The organism is uncultured Rossellomorea sp. (assembly GCF_947488365.1).
GTDB lineage: Bacteria > Bacillota > Bacilli > Bacillales > Bacillaceae_B > Rossellomorea.
In genome coordinates, this window is sequence record NZ_CANKZT010000002.1 from 470,624 (window position 1) to 485,393 (window position 14,770).

20 protein-coding genes are annotated in these 14,770 nt (G+C 39.2%); 15 read left to right on the forward strand and 5 right to left on the reverse strand.

Annotation, left to right across the window (positions count from 1 at the left end; all coding sequences use genetic code 11):
• Positions 1 to 104: 104 nt before the first annotated feature.
• Entirely contained in the window at positions 105 to 1,154 is a 1,050-nt protein-coding gene (locus Q1B03_RS09295; protein ID WP_299740609.1) for a CAP domain-containing protein, read from the forward strand.
• 65 nt (positions 1,155 to 1,219) lie between these two features.
• Here Q1B03_RS09295 and Q1B03_RS09300 read toward each other — a convergent pair whose 3' ends face one another.
• Positions 1,220 to 1,708, reverse strand: a complete 489-nt coding sequence (locus Q1B03_RS09300) for a PaaI family thioesterase (protein WP_299740611.1) — start codon at positions 1,706 to 1,708, stop codon at positions 1,220 to 1,222.
• A 168-nt stretch (positions 1,709 to 1,876) separates the two neighbouring features.
• On the opposite strand from Q1B03_RS09300, the gene Q1B03_RS09305 reads away from it, so the two are divergent.
• From Q1B03_RS09305 to Q1B03_RS09320, 4 genes are all read left to right on the forward strand, one after another.
• Entirely contained in the window at positions 1,877 to 2,293 is a 417-nt protein-coding gene (locus Q1B03_RS09305) for a YlbD family protein (RefSeq protein ID WP_299740613.1), read from the forward strand.
• 14 nt (positions 2,294 to 2,307) lie between these two features.
• On the forward strand, positions 2,308 to 2,550 hold the full coding sequence (locus Q1B03_RS09310; RefSeq protein WP_044337507.1) for a YlbE-like family protein: 243 nt from the start codon (positions 2,308 to 2,310) through the stop codon (positions 2,548 to 2,550).
• Positions 2,551 to 2,676: 126 nt separating this feature from the next.
• Positions 2,677 to 3,072, forward strand: a complete 396-nt coding sequence (locus Q1B03_RS09315) for a hypothetical protein (protein ID WP_052504421.1) — start codon at positions 2,677 to 2,679, stop codon at positions 3,070 to 3,072.
• A gap of 159 nt (positions 3,073 to 3,231) precedes the next feature.
• On the forward strand, positions 3,232 to 3,678 hold the full coding sequence (locus tag Q1B03_RS09320) for a YlbF family regulator (protein WP_299740619.1): 447 nt from the start codon (positions 3,232 to 3,234) through the stop codon (positions 3,676 to 3,678).
• A gap of 43 nt (positions 3,679 to 3,721) precedes the next feature.
• On the opposite strand, the gene Q1B03_RS09325 is transcribed toward Q1B03_RS09320, so the two are convergent.
• Positions 3,722 to 4,036, reverse strand: a complete 315-nt coding sequence (locus Q1B03_RS09325; protein WP_299740621.1) for a hypothetical protein — start codon at positions 4,034 to 4,036, stop codon at positions 3,722 to 3,724.
• Between the two features lie 138 nt (positions 4,037 to 4,174).
• Here Q1B03_RS09325 and Q1B03_RS09330 point away from each other — a divergent pair, with 138 nt between their 5' ends.
• Positions 4,175 to 4,450 carry a YlbG family protein gene (locus Q1B03_RS09330; RefSeq protein ID WP_299740623.1) on the forward strand — a complete coding sequence of 92 codons (276 nt, stop codon included), beginning with the start codon at positions 4,175 to 4,177 and terminating at the stop codon, positions 4,448 to 4,450.
• 87 nt (positions 4,451 to 4,537) lie between these two features.
• On the opposite strand, the gene Q1B03_RS09335 is transcribed toward Q1B03_RS09330, so the two are convergent.
• A complete protein-coding gene (locus tag Q1B03_RS09335) occupies positions 4,538 to 4,927 on the reverse strand; it encodes a methylthioribose kinase (protein WP_299740625.1) in 390 nt (129 codons plus the stop codon).
• A gap of 100 nt (positions 4,928 to 5,027) precedes the next feature.
• Between Q1B03_RS09335 and Q1B03_RS09340 the strand changes: the two genes are divergently transcribed.
• The 4 genes from Q1B03_RS09340 (at position 5,028) to coaD (ending at position 8,187) form a co-directional block, all read left to right on the forward strand.
• Positions 5,028 to 5,345 (forward strand): hypothetical protein, encoded by a 318-nt coding sequence (locus tag Q1B03_RS09340; protein ID WP_299740627.1) that lies wholly within the window; start codon positions 5,028 to 5,030, stop codon positions 5,343 to 5,345.
• A gap of 87 nt (positions 5,346 to 5,432) precedes the next feature.
• Complete coding sequence (locus Q1B03_RS09345) at positions 5,433 to 6,842, forward strand: hypothetical protein (RefSeq protein ID WP_299740629.1); 1,410 nt, start codon at positions 5,433 to 5,435, stop codon at positions 6,840 to 6,842.
• A gap of 261 nt (positions 6,843 to 7,103) precedes the next feature.
• Entirely contained in the window at positions 7,104 to 7,661 is a 558-nt protein-coding gene (rsmD, locus tag Q1B03_RS09350) for a 16S rRNA (guanine(966)-N(2))-methyltransferase RsmD (protein WP_299740631.1), read from the forward strand.
• Positions 7,662 to 7,689: 28 nt separating this feature from the next.
• Entirely contained in the window at positions 7,690 to 8,187 is a 498-nt protein-coding gene (coaD, locus tag Q1B03_RS09355; protein ID WP_299740633.1) for a pantetheine-phosphate adenylyltransferase, read from the forward strand.
• Positions 8,188 to 8,276: 89 nt separating this feature from the next.
• Here the strand turns inward: coaD and ylbJ are convergent, their stop codons facing one another.
• On the reverse strand, positions 8,277 to 9,497 hold the full coding sequence (ylbJ, locus tag Q1B03_RS09360; RefSeq protein ID WP_299740635.1) for a sporulation integral membrane protein YlbJ: 1,221 nt from the start codon (positions 9,495 to 9,497) through the stop codon (positions 8,277 to 8,279).
• Between the two features lie 177 nt (positions 9,498 to 9,674).
• Here ylbJ and Q1B03_RS09365 point away from each other — a divergent pair, with 177 nt between their 5' ends.
• Entirely contained in the window at positions 9,675 to 10,454 is a 780-nt protein-coding gene (locus Q1B03_RS09365) for a patatin-like phospholipase family protein (RefSeq protein ID WP_299740638.1), read from the forward strand.
• A gap of 4 nt (positions 10,455 to 10,458) precedes the next feature.
• Positions 10,459 to 11,502, forward strand: a complete 1,044-nt coding sequence (locus tag Q1B03_RS09370) for a SepM family pheromone-processing serine protease (RefSeq protein ID WP_299740640.1) — start codon at positions 10,459 to 10,461, stop codon at positions 11,500 to 11,502.
• A gap of 36 nt (positions 11,503 to 11,538) precedes the next feature.
• On the opposite strand, the gene Q1B03_RS09375 is transcribed toward Q1B03_RS09370, so the two are convergent.
• Entirely contained in the window at positions 11,539 to 12,750 is a 1,212-nt protein-coding gene (locus Q1B03_RS09375; RefSeq protein ID WP_299740642.1) for a nucleotidyltransferase, read from the reverse strand.
• 239 nt (positions 12,751 to 12,989) lie between these two features.
• On the opposite strand from Q1B03_RS09375, the gene Q1B03_RS09380 reads away from it, so the two are divergent.
• From Q1B03_RS09380 to Q1B03_RS09390, 3 genes are all read left to right on the forward strand, one after another.
• Positions 12,990 to 13,532, forward strand: coding sequence for a DUF177 domain-containing protein (locus Q1B03_RS09380; RefSeq protein ID WP_299740644.1), 543 nt, complete (start codon positions 12,990 to 12,992; stop codon positions 13,530 to 13,532).
• 64 nt (positions 13,533 to 13,596) lie between these two features.
• Positions 13,597 to 13,770: a 50S ribosomal protein L32 gene (gene rpmF, locus Q1B03_RS09385; protein ID WP_044337494.1), complete on the forward strand. Its 174-nt coding sequence runs from the start codon at positions 13,597 to 13,599 to the stop codon at positions 13,768 to 13,770.
• Between the two features lie 130 nt (positions 13,771 to 13,900).
• Positions 13,901 to 14,659: an enoyl-CoA hydratase/isomerase family protein gene (locus tag Q1B03_RS09390; protein ID WP_299740647.1), complete on the forward strand. Its 759-nt coding sequence runs from the start codon at positions 13,901 to 13,903 to the stop codon at positions 14,657 to 14,659.
• Positions 14,660 to 14,770 lie beyond the last annotated feature (111 nt).

Here is a 14,770-nt window from a genome sequence, read left to right on the forward strand (position 1 = left end):
CTAGACTGAAGTTTTAGAATCATAAACAATGGTATAATAAATCTAGCATTTGCAGCATATCTTGGTAGAGAAAGTAGAGAGGAGGGAAATTTCTGAGAACAGTTTTGCGTATTTTGATCATTCTTGTCATTATCTTATTTATTGGTATTTATCAAGGTCAAAAACAAGAAAATGAACCTCTAAAAGGACCAGAAACCCAAACTCTTAAAGAAGACAACGAAAACCAATTAAACCAATCAATTGAAACACCTGGTGAACGTCCTACATCCGGTTTATCAACGTGGATTGGTAAAGATACGAAAAAGGTAACAGTAGCATTTGGAGAGCCGGAACGGGTTGAACCAAGCTCCTATGGTTATGAATGGTGGATCTACCCGATTTCGGATAAACAGTACATACAAATGGGCGTTAATAATCATAAAGTCGTTACGTTGTTTGCCATTGGGAACCAAGTGGATGTGGCCCCTTATAAATTGGGGCAAAGTTTAGAAGACATTTACCGTTTTACCATTGTTGATTCCGAAATCGTGGTAAATGATGATTCAGGGGCTTATCAATTTGAATTGAATGAAGAAGATCTGAATACAAGGTTACTCATATCTCTTGGAGATATTTATGCCCAGCTTTATTTAGACAAATTCACCGGTAAGCTTACGAGTATCCGCTTTCTGGATAGCCAGACATTGATTGAGATGCATCCATATGAAATGATGTATCGAGGGGAACTGGCAGAAGAACAGGAGCCGAGTGAAGATGAATGGGATAAAGTGAATGGTGCCAGTGAAAAGCAGATCTTTGATATTACAAATGTGCTCAGACATCAATTTGAGGAAGATATCCTAAAATGGGATGAAGAAACGGCAAAGGTAGCAAGAGGGCATAGTAAAGAAATGTATGAAAAGGAATATTTCTCCCATGATTCACCTACATCTGGAAACCTTTCCGAGCGTCTAGAAAGTGAAAATGTTATGTTCAATACAGCAGGGGAAAACATTGCTTCTCAGTACGCCGATGCTCCTGAAGCCGTTCATGGCTGGCTGAATTCTGAAGGGCATCGAAAGATTTTATTGGAACAAAAATTCACCCATCTTGGTGTAGGAGTATACAAAAGGTACTACACTCAAAACTTTATAGAAAAAGTCGAAAACGAATAATAAAAAGGTTGATTCTCCAATGCCGAATGGGGAATCAACCTTTTCTTTTGTCTTATAAGGCTCGTTTACTGCTTCTTTTTGAATATAAAAAAGGAACCTGTAGAATGAGCAACAATCTTACCGTCCGAACTTACAACTTTCCCATCCACAACAATTGTCTTACTGCCTTGATGAACCACTGTTGCATGAGCAGTTAATCGTTCTCCTACACCCGGGGCCAAGTAGTGAACGTTTAAATTTGTCGTTACGGCCCCATAATCCTCTGGAAGCATCATATTGGCTAATGTCCCCATAGCTGAGTCTACCAAAGTAGCCGTTACTCCTCCATGAACGATCTCCAGTGAATTATATGTAACTGGGGTGATCGGAATACTTATTTCGAAATTCCCATCTTTCACTTCACGGTCCATAGCAAATATTCCGCCAATGATTGACCCATTTTCCTTTTCTTTCTTCCTTTTAACCCCTTCTAAAAGCTGCTTCATGATAAGCAGTTCCTCATCCGTTGCAGCTGAAAGACATTCATCAAATAACTGTTGTACCCGTTCTTTCATCATCATACATCCTTTTCTTTATTCACAGCCGCCTGTCCTTGGAAACTGTTTGTTGAAAATCATCACTATATACTTGTAAATATTACTACAAAAAGGAATGTATCACCATTCTTTTCGATCCTTCATAAAGTATAGTAGGTAGATGCCTGTAATGGAGGTGTTCATAAAATGGGTAAATCATTACACCCTAAGGTAAAAGAGTTTAAAGGATTTGTGAGAAAGCATCCGAAAATTGTGAAAGATGTGCGGAATGGTGATGCCAATTGGCAGGATCTCTTTGAAGACTGGTACTTACTGGGGGAAGATGATACAAGGTGGGATAAGTATAAAGACGAAGCTGCGAAAGAATCAACCCCAACCAACCAGGGAAGTAAAAGCGGCTGGATGGATCAAGTTGGAGATATGGTGAAAAAAATGGACGCTAATCAATTGCAACAACATATTAACAACTTAAGTGAAGCCTTGGGAGCCGTGCAAGGGGTACTTAGTCAATTTCAGTCAAATAACAATAGGGGATCAGGAACGGCAACGAAAACTGAAACACCATCTAAACCCTCCCATCCATTTTCATTCCGGAAAGATTAGGAGGGTGATTAATAATGCGAGCAGACATTATTGAGTATATTTATGCCAAAGAAGATCTGAAATTATTTTTAAGGGATCAGCCACAGTGGTATCGTACACTTTCTCGAAATCCCAATGAATTAGAGAAATTCGAAATAGCGTCCATCAACCATTTTCAAAAGACGATTCCTCATCGCGTACAAAAATTCTCAAACGGAGTCCAAATGGCTTCCATGATGATCAGTATGTTTCAATCAATGAATAGTGCCGATAGTTGAGGTGCTATTTTTTTTTTGAGGTTGGTAAATGGCTCTGCATCATACTTCATCACAAACACCTATCAATTATTTTGAGTAAAATTCGTGTGGATTGGGCAAGGCTATTAGTAAGGAGTGGTGTACACGATGAAGAAAATCATTTTTCTATCCATTGCGTTACTTATTGTATTAAGTGGCTGTAAGGAAAAAATGCCAGAACCAGAAAGCTTTACGTTCACTAAAAAAGTTGAAGCAGCGAACACTGAGCAAAAGCCTCTTTCCATCAAACATATGGTACAAGGAAGTCAAGTATATATTGAATGTATCGTTCCCAATGTAACTTTCACTTCTGAAAAAAGCGGAGCGAAAAAAGGGAAGATTGTCGTTCGTTCAAATACAGGGAATTTGTATAAGGAGTATCATACAGCTGCCTTTGTTGTAAAAGGGTTACCAAAAGGTGTACATCTTCTCAACGTGGAAATAGTAGGGACGAATAACAAACCTTTAGGGATGAAAAAGCAGTTTTATGTGACGATTCAATAGTGTTTATGGATCTGCCGCCGTGAAAACTATTTCACGGCGTTTTTTTCTTTAGGATGAATGAGCCCAGCATTTCATTAAGTGAGCAAGTCTAATAAATCAATTTGCATATTCGCTTCCTTTCGTGAAACATGTTAAAATGACTTTACGGAGGTGAGCATTATGCTTGCTACTATAGAAAGAATGGAAATATTGGATTCAGCTGACGAATTATCTCAGTGGATTTTAGAATCTGATGTGGCAGAAAATTATCGTAAGTCTTTATATAAACTTCGCAACAATTCTGAAACTCAACGAAAAATACAAACCTTTTCGCGAATGAAAGAAAGTTACGAAGAAGTTCAACGCTTCGGACGTTACCACCCGGACTACAAAACCATCATGAAGGAAATCCGTGAAGTGAAAAGAGAAATGGACCTTGATGAGAATGTAGCGGAGTTCAGAAGAGTGGAAAACGAGCTGCAAGATCTCCTTGATCAGGTGAGCCTGCTAATCGGCCATTCCGTATCTAAAAATGTAAAGGTTCCTTCAGGGAATCCTTTCTTCTCAAGCGGAGGATCCTGCGGGGGAGGCTGCGGTTCTGGCGGAAGCTGCGGCTGTTCAGCGTAAACAAGTCGAAAGAAGAGCGGGCGATGTGTCCGCTCTTCTTTTATTACTGCCTTAACCGAACACAATCCACGCAGAGGTTCCCGCAGCAAAACATCTTTTCCTGTGGAACATAAAACCGGTGGCGATATACATATATTGATTCTTCTTCCCTGAAAAAGATCGTATCAGAATGCAATCTCTTTCCCCGCATCGCTCTAGCCGACCACTTTTTAATGGAGTACTCGATGTCGCTTTTCTCTTTATTGGATTGTATATAGATGAATGGAATGCCTGCGCTCCATTTTACACGGGCATCCTCAATCCCGTCTTCTTGTCGAAGCTGATCGATAAAAAAGTCCCAAATCACATTTAAGTCCATGGTGGCCCTCCGTTTTCTACTTCATTATGTAGTATTCACTGTACGCTTATTTAATGTAAGTTAAGACCATTACATATTGCTTACCCCCACATTATTATGCTAGACTTATAAAAAAGTGATTCCTAGAGGGGAAACTATATGTTAACAGAGAGACAAGGTTTAGTTGTTTGGTTACATAGTTTGAAGCATGCCAAGTCCCTGAGACGATTTGGGAATGTTCACTATGTTTCAAAGAAAATGAAATATGTTGTACTTTATTGTAATCAGGATGAAATTGACTCTGTAATGGAACGAATAGCTACCTATTCATATGTGAAAAAAGTAGATCCTTCATTTAAGCCATTTATTAAGTCTGTTTTTGAAAATTCCCGCCCCGATAAGGCGAAGGAATATGATTACAAAATGGGATTTTAATGTTTGCTGCCAAAGACTGTTGTTTTGGCAGCTTTTTTCTTAAGTATGAATAGCTCCCCGTTCAAAAAGCTGCACGATTAACATACCTTATTGTAAAGGCAGTATATAATGATTCAAGCGCAGTATCGCAATCAGATGTTGATAGTACAATGCCTTTTCTGGATATAAAGTGGATGGTTTAACATCCATTTGGATAATGACCTTGTCTAATTCCTTAGCTGTTTCTTCAAAAAGGGAGTAGCGCTGGTTCGGTGTGATGTTCGGGTTTGGAATTCCTTCCCTGCACACATAGATTGCTTGGAATTTCCCCTGTTCTGTAGGTTTCATCACAAGAGCCAGGGATGAAACGGCCCGATTCTTTACAATTGTATGAAATGTCATCATATGCTGTAATCGTTCTTTATTAGCTTTTGCTAGCTCCATTAGTTCATAAATATCTGAATATCCTTCTCCTAATTCTATAAAACGTTGAATCATTCATTCAATCTCCTTTTCTTACCGAGTTTATCAATTCCTTATTATTTCAAACATATAGTCATAAGTAAAGATTCTAAAATAACTTATAGGGGTGATCGTGATGGTATGGTTATTTCTTTTTATCGTCCTGGGGTTATCATGTTTGTATATAATGGGTGGGAGGCTTGAAAGGAAAGAGATTGTTGAGATAAAGAATAGTGATTCTTTTATCGTGTCAGCGATCCTATCCACACTGGCGGCTCACGGAATCTTATCCCTCATAGAAGAAAATGAACTGCAAAACTCTACTCTTGAAGGTTTACAAGAAACTCTTATCGGTAATGGTTTGGTCGATAAAAGTGAATGGAATCATTTACTGAGCGATCATTTAGGCGACTCCCCTTTTCTTACAGACAGTAAAGATCTGGATATTGTATGAATAAATGGCAATATCCTTAAAATATTCCACAATTAGCTGCTGGAATCTGCTATTCTTTATGTAGCAGACGGAGTTAAGGAGTATGGTATGAAACGCATTCTATTTACATTTGGTCTACTTATGGTACTGATTAGTTTTAGCATTCTTTTCTTTCAATGGATGGGGTTTACGACGGAAAGTGCCGAAGAGTCCGGTGCAGTAAAGGTGAATCAGTCTTATTCCATTACGCATACGGGAGACGAATTCATTGTTACTCAAACCATTCATTTTTTATCATCGATCCCTGAACGTATATCAATTGAGTGGCCAGATCATGCAAGGGATTTTTTATGTGTCAATGACAGAGGGGAAGATTGTTTCACAAAAGAAGACGGGGAATTCTTATTAAGTAATCTCTATGATGACCTACAGGAGATCACGATTACCTATACATTCGAACAGCCACTTAATGCAGAAGTAATGTTAGTAAAAGATTGGCATCCCACACTTTCCTCTGTTTTTACAATAAATACGGATATTCAAATAACAGAAAAGAGCTTCAGGACTGGAAAATGGATAACAGGATATAAATCTGCCAGCCATAAAAAAATGAAATATATTGATTACTATTCCTTCAGCGGTGGAAGTGAGCCTTCCGCTTTATATTGGACAGAAGAGACGATGTTAGAAAAAAAATCATCTACAGTGAGAATGTTGTACGACACGACGGTCATCAAAGATATCGGTATGGCTTCCCTGAGTTCCTTTGAAGGATTTGTGACCGTCATCATGACGAACAAAATAAAGCCCTATCAATCTCCATATTTGATTGTGAGGAACACAGCTGAAGAGGAGCTCCTGGATGATGTGAAAGGCGGCTTACTGTATCAACAGTATGCTTCCACTGATGAAGAGGTTTGGCTCAAAGAGTTTATTGTTGGCATCATCTTAAAAAAACAACCGCACACTTCAAATTCCGCATGGGCGTATAAGGAATTAATTGAAGGACTAACCTCCTCCCAATTGGATGCATTTAAGCGAAGAATTGAAGGGGAAAAGACAAAATCGGTCGATGCATTAAAATTAGATATGATTTTAGGAGCGGTTACAGGCTTTGAATCTACATTTTTTAATGAAAGTGCAAAAGGAAGAAAGAATGTCCCAATGGTTCTTAAAAACGATCACCCGGTGTTCATCAATAAGAAATCCCATAACCTGTCTTACATTTCTTATAAACAGAAAGAGTTAATTCAATTTCCACAAGCAGTGAGGGCTCTTGGACTGGATATAAAAGAGATTCAGCCCAACGTATTTTTCACATCGATAAACGGAAATACATTCAGGTTTTATGTGAATGAAGATTATTTTATTTATAATGAAGAAAATTACGGCTTATTAACGAAGCCTGTGCAAACGGTTGGAGGCTCCATTTATATGGATGTTCACTGGTTTGAGAAATTGTTTAATGTAAAAGTGGTGAATAAAGGAAATTCAATCGAAATTAAAGAAGAAATGTAAAAAGCCCTGCAGAAATTCTGCAGGGTCCTTCTATATCCATTTCTGGAAAGAAGGCAAAGGGAGAGGAGAAACCGGAGGAAGAACTTATGGGGAATCGTAAGTCTTCTCCGCGGTTGGCAACAACATCAGTTAGGATGCTGTTACTTCCATTATCACCTATCAAAATGATTTTATACATTTTTGGAACAATTTCAGTATGTAGCGATATCTGTCGAGATATGATAGGATAGTGAAGAAAAAATACATATATGGTGGATGATTATGAGAGTAATATCAGGTACGTTAAAAGGTAGACCGTTGAAAGCTGTTCCTGGTAGTGGAACACGGCCGACAACAGATAAGGTGAAAGAGTCTATATTTAATATGTTAGGTCCCTACTTTGAAGGGGGATCAGGATTGGATTTGTTTGCAGGAAGCGGTGGACTAGGAATAGAAGCTCTAAGTCGGGGGCTTGATTCTGTTATATTCGTAGACCGTGATGCAAAAGCATTTCAAACCATTAAGGCAAACCTCCAGGATTGTGACTTAATGGACCAGAGCGAAGTGTATCGGAATGAAGCAACGAGGGCATTAAAGGCGATTTTAAAAAGAGAGTTAACCTTTGATTATATTTTCTTGGATCCTCCTTATAAACAGCAGAAGCTTCAACACCTCTTGGAATTCATCGATGAGCACAATCTTCTAAATGAAAGCGGTTACGTCATGTGTGAACATGGCTCGGATATTACATTGGAAGACAGAGCCGGGGGCTTGAAGAAAGTAAGGGAAGAAACGTATGGAATCATAAGGATCTCCATTTTTTTGAAGGAAAACGATTGAAGATACTAAATATACTGGGGGTAAAAAGATGACGAGCATAGCAGTTTGTCCGGGAAGCTTTGATCCCATTACATATGGACATTTAGATATTATTACACGAGGCGCAAAGGTTTTCGATCAAATTTATGTAGTGGTCTTAAATAACTCTTCTAAAAAACCTCTATTCTCTGTAGATGAAAGAATTGAATTGATTCGTGAGGTTACCGGGGACATTCCAAATGTAGTGGTCGATTCCTTTCAAGGGCTTTTAGTAGATTACGCAAAAAAAGTGAATGCGAAAGCGATTATTAGAGGGTTGCGTGCGGTATCAGATTTTGAATATGAGATGCAGATCACGTCCATGAACAGGGTTTTAGAAGATGATATCGAGACGTTCTTTATCATGACGAATAATCAATACTCTTTCTTGAGCTCGAGTATTGTAAAAGAAGTGGCTAAGTATGGAGGTAACATTTCGGAATTAGTCCCGAAGCGTGTGGAAGAATCGTTAAAGGAAAAATATAATGAATTAAATAAGCCTGAATAATTAAACAGGGTTGATCCAGGTGTCTAAACCTTAACTTACACATGATGTGAAAAGTAAACCGGCATAGGCAAAAGGATCAACCCCTTTCTTTATTTATACACTTGTCTTCTTGCATACAGAACGATATAGAGAATCAAACTGAAAATCGTGATCACTGGTCCTGCAGTCTTAAACAAATATAGCATTTCCGTCCAGAATGCATTATTCTTCATTGCGAATACGGGTATGGCATTTGAGAGCTGCTCATCGGAAAATCTCTCATATATCGGCTTCCAAATCAGGATGGTCGTGATGGACGCGGCTATTCCGTGAACAAAACGGGCATAGAAAAAAGGTTTGAACCGTATATCGGTTTCGGCTAATATGCTTGCCACTTGTGCTTGGACACTAAATCCACTGAACCCTAATATAAAGCTTGTAATAATGGCTTGCTGAAGGAGAGTGGCTTCATTTACTCCACTTGTCAGTTTTGAGCCTAACGTAATTTCAAATAAGCCGGATATAAAAGGAATACTTAATTGCTCTGGTAATTGAAGCAGAATAAATAAAGTTGACAACCCTTCTGCAAAAAAGGTCGTAATGTGAAGATGGTAAAGCATTTTATTAATGACCGAAAATAAGATAATGAAACCACCGATCATTAGTAAGGTTTGAATAGAAGAGGTGACAGCATCTCCCAAGAGTTTACCTATAGGGCGCTTATCTTGCAGTCTTGTGCGATGAAGGGCAGAAAAGGCTTCCCGAATGATAAAGCCCTTTTTTCTGGGAGAGCGATTCCTCATTTCTTCCTTTTCTTTTCCACCATAGAACCTCATGACGACACCTACACAGATGTTTCCAATATAATGAGCGGCAGCTAAAACAATGCCAAGGGTAGCGTTTTGAAAGAAGCCGACTGACACAGCTCCAAATATGAATAAAGGATTGGAAGAGTTCGTGAAGGAAACAAGGCGCTCTGCTTCCAGTTTGGTGATTTGTTCTTCTTGTCTCAGGCGAGCCGTCAATTTGGCTCCCGATGGAAACCCGGATGCCATTCCCATTGCCCACACAAACCCTCCGACTCCGGGGACCCGAAATAATGGCCTCATCAAGGGCTCCAGAATGACCCCGATAAACCTGACCACCCCAAATCCAATCAACATTTCAGACACGATAAAAAATGGCAGTAAGGAAGGGAAAACGATCTCCCACCACATATCTAATCCACGTATGGACGCCTCAAGAGATTCTCCGGGCATTATGATGAGAGATACCGCAAACACCGTCACGCTTATGGATAAAGCCAAGGTTTTGATTTTCGATTTGAACAACCGGACTTCCCCCTCTTATGAAATAAGTTCCTTCTATATCAATTCCTTGTGAAATGGGAAAAGAATGATAAAATGGGATTAATTCAACTTGTCCTCATATTATTCAATATACTCATACATAATTGAAATAGACCATATGATGAAATGTACCGATAACTCGGGAAAAGGGGGAAGGGCATGGAGAGACCGAAAATTGGATTAGCCCTCGGCTCGGGTGGGGCAAGAGGTTTTGCACATTTAGGCGTGTTAAAGGCATTTGATGATGCGAAGATTCCGATTGATATGATAGCAGGAAGCAGTATGGGTGCTTTGGTCGGCTGCTTTTATGGGGTAGGGCATAAGATGGAAGACCTTTACAAGCTTTCTACCACCTTCAGAAGAAAATATTATTTAGACTTTACCGTTCCGAAGATGGGATTTATTTCGGGTAAACGGATAAGAGAATTCATTCGGCTTTTTACACATAATAAAAATATTGAAGATTTAAACATCCCCGTAAGTGTAGTCGCTACAGACATAACAAATGGTGAAAAAGTGGTATTTACGACGGGACCTGTTTCAAGTGCGGTTCGGGCAAGTATTGCGATTCCAGGTATATTTGTACCTGAAAGAATAAACGGCCGTTTACTCGTGGACGGAGGAGTCATTGACCGGGTACCCGTTTCGGTTGTAAAAGAGATGGGTGCCGACATCGTCATAGGAGTCGATGTATCTCATGTGAAACGTAATGCAGAAATCACAACGATCTATGATGTGATTATGCAAAGCATCGATATCCTTCAACTAGAAATCGTCGCACACAGGGAATTTGCCTCCGACTTTATGATAAGACCCCATGTAGAAATGTACAGTACCAGAGCGTTCAAAAATATTGAAGAAATTATAGATATGGGAGAGGAAGAGGCAAAGAAGGTTATTCCTTCTATTCAGAAAGTTTTAGATAATTGGAAGGAGTAAGAACATGAAAACGAAAACATTAATTAGAACCTTAGTCATCATGACCATTTTTATGGTTGCTACATCCTTTTATTATCTTCCATTCTATGTAACGAAGCCGGGAGGTGCACATGAACTGGATCCGATCGTAGAAGTGAAGGATGGATATGAGGATGAAGGTGAATTAATGCTTACAACCGTCAGGATGGGTAGAGCAAATATCTATGCCTATCTTATTGCCAGCATAAAAAAATACGAATATATATTTCCTGTTGAAGAAATCAGAAGTCCTCATGAAAGTGACGAGGAATATAATCTTCGTCAACTTCACCTTATGGCCGACTCTCAAAACCATGCCATTGAAGTGGCCTTCAAAAAAGCAGGTAAACCCTATGAATACACATATAAAGGTATCTATGTCTTAAATATTTACCCGTCGATGCCAGCCGAGGAAGTTTTGATGCCTGGTGATCGTATTACAGCCGTTGATGGGAATGCATTTCAATCATCAGAGGAATTCATTGAATATGTGAGTAAGAAAAAAAGTGGGGATAGTGTGAAGATTACCTTCGTTCGGGATAAGGAAGAAATGGTGGAGACGATTTCCTTGGAGGCTTTCCCTGATATGCCCGATAAAGTAGGTCTTGGTATTACGCTGAGTGACGATAAAGACATCAAAACAGACCCACCGGTGGAACTGGATACTGAAGAGATTGGTGGCCCTTCCGCAGGATTGATGTTTAGCTTGGAGATTTATAATCAACTAACGAAGGATGACATTACGAAGGGTCATTCTATTGCGGGAACCGGGACGATTTCCGAAAACGGGGAAGTTGGACGCATTGGCGGTATAGAGCAGAAGGTCATTGCGGCTGACAAAGCGGGTGCAGAGTATTTTCTTGCTCCCCATGAAACGGTTACAAAGGAAATGAAAGAAAAATATCCTGATCTTGAATCAAACTATACTGCTGCCAAAAGAACAGCTGAAGACATTGGTACGGACATGAAAGTAATACCTGTGAAAACATTTGATGAAGCATTAGCATTTTTACAGACATTAGAAAAATAAACAAAGAGGCTGCCTTCTGTCAGCCTCTTTCTATTTCTATATCATAATTGGCGGTTGAGACCATTCTAGATGAAGCAGTTTTTTTCGGGCTGCCCCATTTTCTAAACCTAAAGAATAAATTTCAGCCGCTCTGACATCTAAAGCTATATCTTTTTGATTTGCACTTGAAAGCTTGCTGATTAAAGGCAAAGGCATTGCTTTTTTCTGATAATGGATAAATTCCCTCCCAGTTTTATTCATACCAAGCAGGCGAATATGGCGTGGGGAGTTGTGTCTGCTTCGCATTTCTTCCTTATTTGTATTGGTTAAAACATGAAGGAGCATTCGTTGAAGACGCGTCCATGTATATCGTTTTGTTTTAAGCTTCATCATGAATTCTTCAAAGGAAGCCGAGCTTTTAACAAACTCTATCATCCGATTCTCTATACCTTCTTCTATTTCATATATCTCCTTCAGTTCTTCTTTGCACGAAGAAAGAAGCTTATACTGCAAAAATGTCCAATAATTTTCCCATCTATGGAATCCCCCGTACTCAAGTTGGTACTGAGATAATTGATCAACAGATGTAGGGGGGAGATAAGAGTCGATCTTGATATCACCCTCACTGCTGAAAATATTTTTCCTGATGCTTGTAGCGCTCGCAATCGAAGGAGAAGAAAAATGTTCATCATGGTATCCAGCAGATTCCCTTGGGATGGTGAAAGCTTTCAATGATGAGTGAATCTGATTTCTTGCTTCCATATAATGAAATCCCAGTATATTATTCGGCTTACTTAGATCGATGACCGAGTCCCCGCTCCCGAGCATTTGGAAAGCTTTGGCCAACGCAGAAGGATAGCTCGTGCCTTCCTGGATGAACTCACTTATATATGTATCGTATTTCTTCCTATTCGCTTCGATGAATAGGACCGTTTTCTCGAAAGTATCGATATCTCCATCTTCACTGCCGAAACAAAAGCTTTCACACCCGATGGCATCAAGGAGTGAAATGGCTCCCCGTGAAAAAAATTCAGCATGCTGTGTGGCAAAGCTATAGGGAAGCTCAATGACAACGTCAACCCCTGCTTCTAAAGCCATTTTGGTGCGGGACCATTTTGATACCAGTGCCGGCTCTCCACGTTGCAGGAAATGCCCACTCATAACCGCAACCACTACATCAGCTCCTGTTGCCCTTCTCGTTTCCCTTAAATGATGTAAATGGCCATTATGAAAGGGATTATACTCTACTATTACTCCTGTTGCTTTCATGAAATTCTCCACATCCTTTCTAAGTCACAACTATCTGCTATGTAGTTCATTATATATGGAAATGATATAGATTCTCTCCTTTTATGACATAATCATAACTAATATTATAAAATATTTGAAAGTCCTTATATTTAAACGTTATAATTACAACACTATGGTTGTAAAGAGTGTAAAGAAAAAATATTGACAAACGGTATTATGAAAGCTATAATTACCTTTGTTGCCTTGAGGTGATTACATTGAAATGGTCAATAATACAATTACAAAAATTTAGAGACAAGGGACTTTCCATTGACGAAACAATTAATTTGGATGAATTGAAAAAAATCGATCCCCAAATTATAGAAGTCTCACCTATTCGAGTGTCTGGAAAGGCAGATATCGGTTCGAACCGGGTCACCTTCCATCTTCATATAGAAGGAAAGTTAGTATTACCTTGCTCAAGAACCCTTGTGGATGTTGATTTACCAGTTGACATTAAAACGATTGAAACCTATCTTCTAAATGAAACTGATTATGATCAGTATGAGGAAGAGGAAATACATCGTATTCAAGGTGATGTTATTGATTTAAAACCTGCTATAAGAGAATTACTATTACTTGAGATTCCAATGCAAGTAATCAGTGATGAAGCGAGAGAACAAGATGAGATGCCTTCAGGTAAGAACTGGGAAGTTCTGACGGAAGAACAAGCTTATCAAGTCGAACAAGAGGAAGAGAAGAAAGTTGATCCTCGTCTCGCTGAGTTAGCAAAACTTCTTGATCAAAACAAGAAATCTTAAAAGCGAAGTACCAGTTCGACTGGCTTCATAATGAGTATGAATCTCTTTTAAGGAGGTGGGAAGAATGGCAGTACCTTTTAGAAGAACATCTAAAACAGCAAAAAGACAACGTCGTACACACTTCAAACTACGTGTACCTGGTATGGTAGCATGCCCAAACTGTGGTGAAATGAAACTAGCACACCGTGTTTGTAAAGAGTGCGGAACGTATAAAGGTAAAGAAGTTGTAAACAAATAATATTGTTTACAGCAAAAAAAGCGTGAAAGAGGCCATGGCTCTTCACGCTTTTTTTATTGTCATTTTAAAGAAATGTCTGTTCATCTCATTTAGAAAACCATACACTAAAAGTATGAAAGGAGGGTCTGATTTGGGAGAATATATGATACATATGAATGAAGAAGGGATTCTGCAGTTTATCATCAACCGTCCGGAAAAACGAAATGCAGTGAGTTATGAAATTATGGCAGGACTCGAAAAAGCGCTAGATGAGTGTATTCAAAATGATCATGTGAAAGCGCTGCTTATTACTGGAAGTGGTGATCAGGCTTTTTGCTCCGGGGGAGATTTATCTCAATTTCATAACCTTAAAACAGAAAGTGAAAGTTATGGAATGCTCAGTAAAATGGGCAGCCTCATTATGAAACTAGCCTTCCTACCAAAACCTACAATCGCTTTTATTAATGGAACGGCGATTGGCGGAGGGTGTGAGATCGCCACTGCTTGTGACTTTAGAATCGCCAAAAGAACAACTAAGATGGGATTCGTTCAAGGGAATCTCGCCATTACCACAGGATGGGGAGGTGGGACCTTACTTCTTGAAAGGCTTTCAGCGTCTAATGCGCTTTCCCTGCTAATGACAGCAAGGGTGGAAGAAGCAGAAGTCCTTTATGATATAGGGTTTGTAGATGAACTAGTCGATGCCAATGTCCCAATCCATGAAATTCCCCTCATTAAATTGATCTCACAGAAATCAGAGGGAGTCTTGAGGGCATATAAGCAGCAACTTCTTGGGAAATGGGATAGAAAAAGAGTAGAAGAAAATATAATGAAGGAAATAAGCCAATGTTCAAAGCTATGGGCAAGTGATGAGCATCACGAGGCAGTGGAGAGATTCTTTAATAAATAGGTAAAGCATAATAAAAAGGAACCGGTGCCAGAAAGCCGGTTCCTTTTTGTATGCATTAAAAAAATAGTGGTGCAGATTCTATCTTCTCTAGTAAGAGCATATGATTGGATA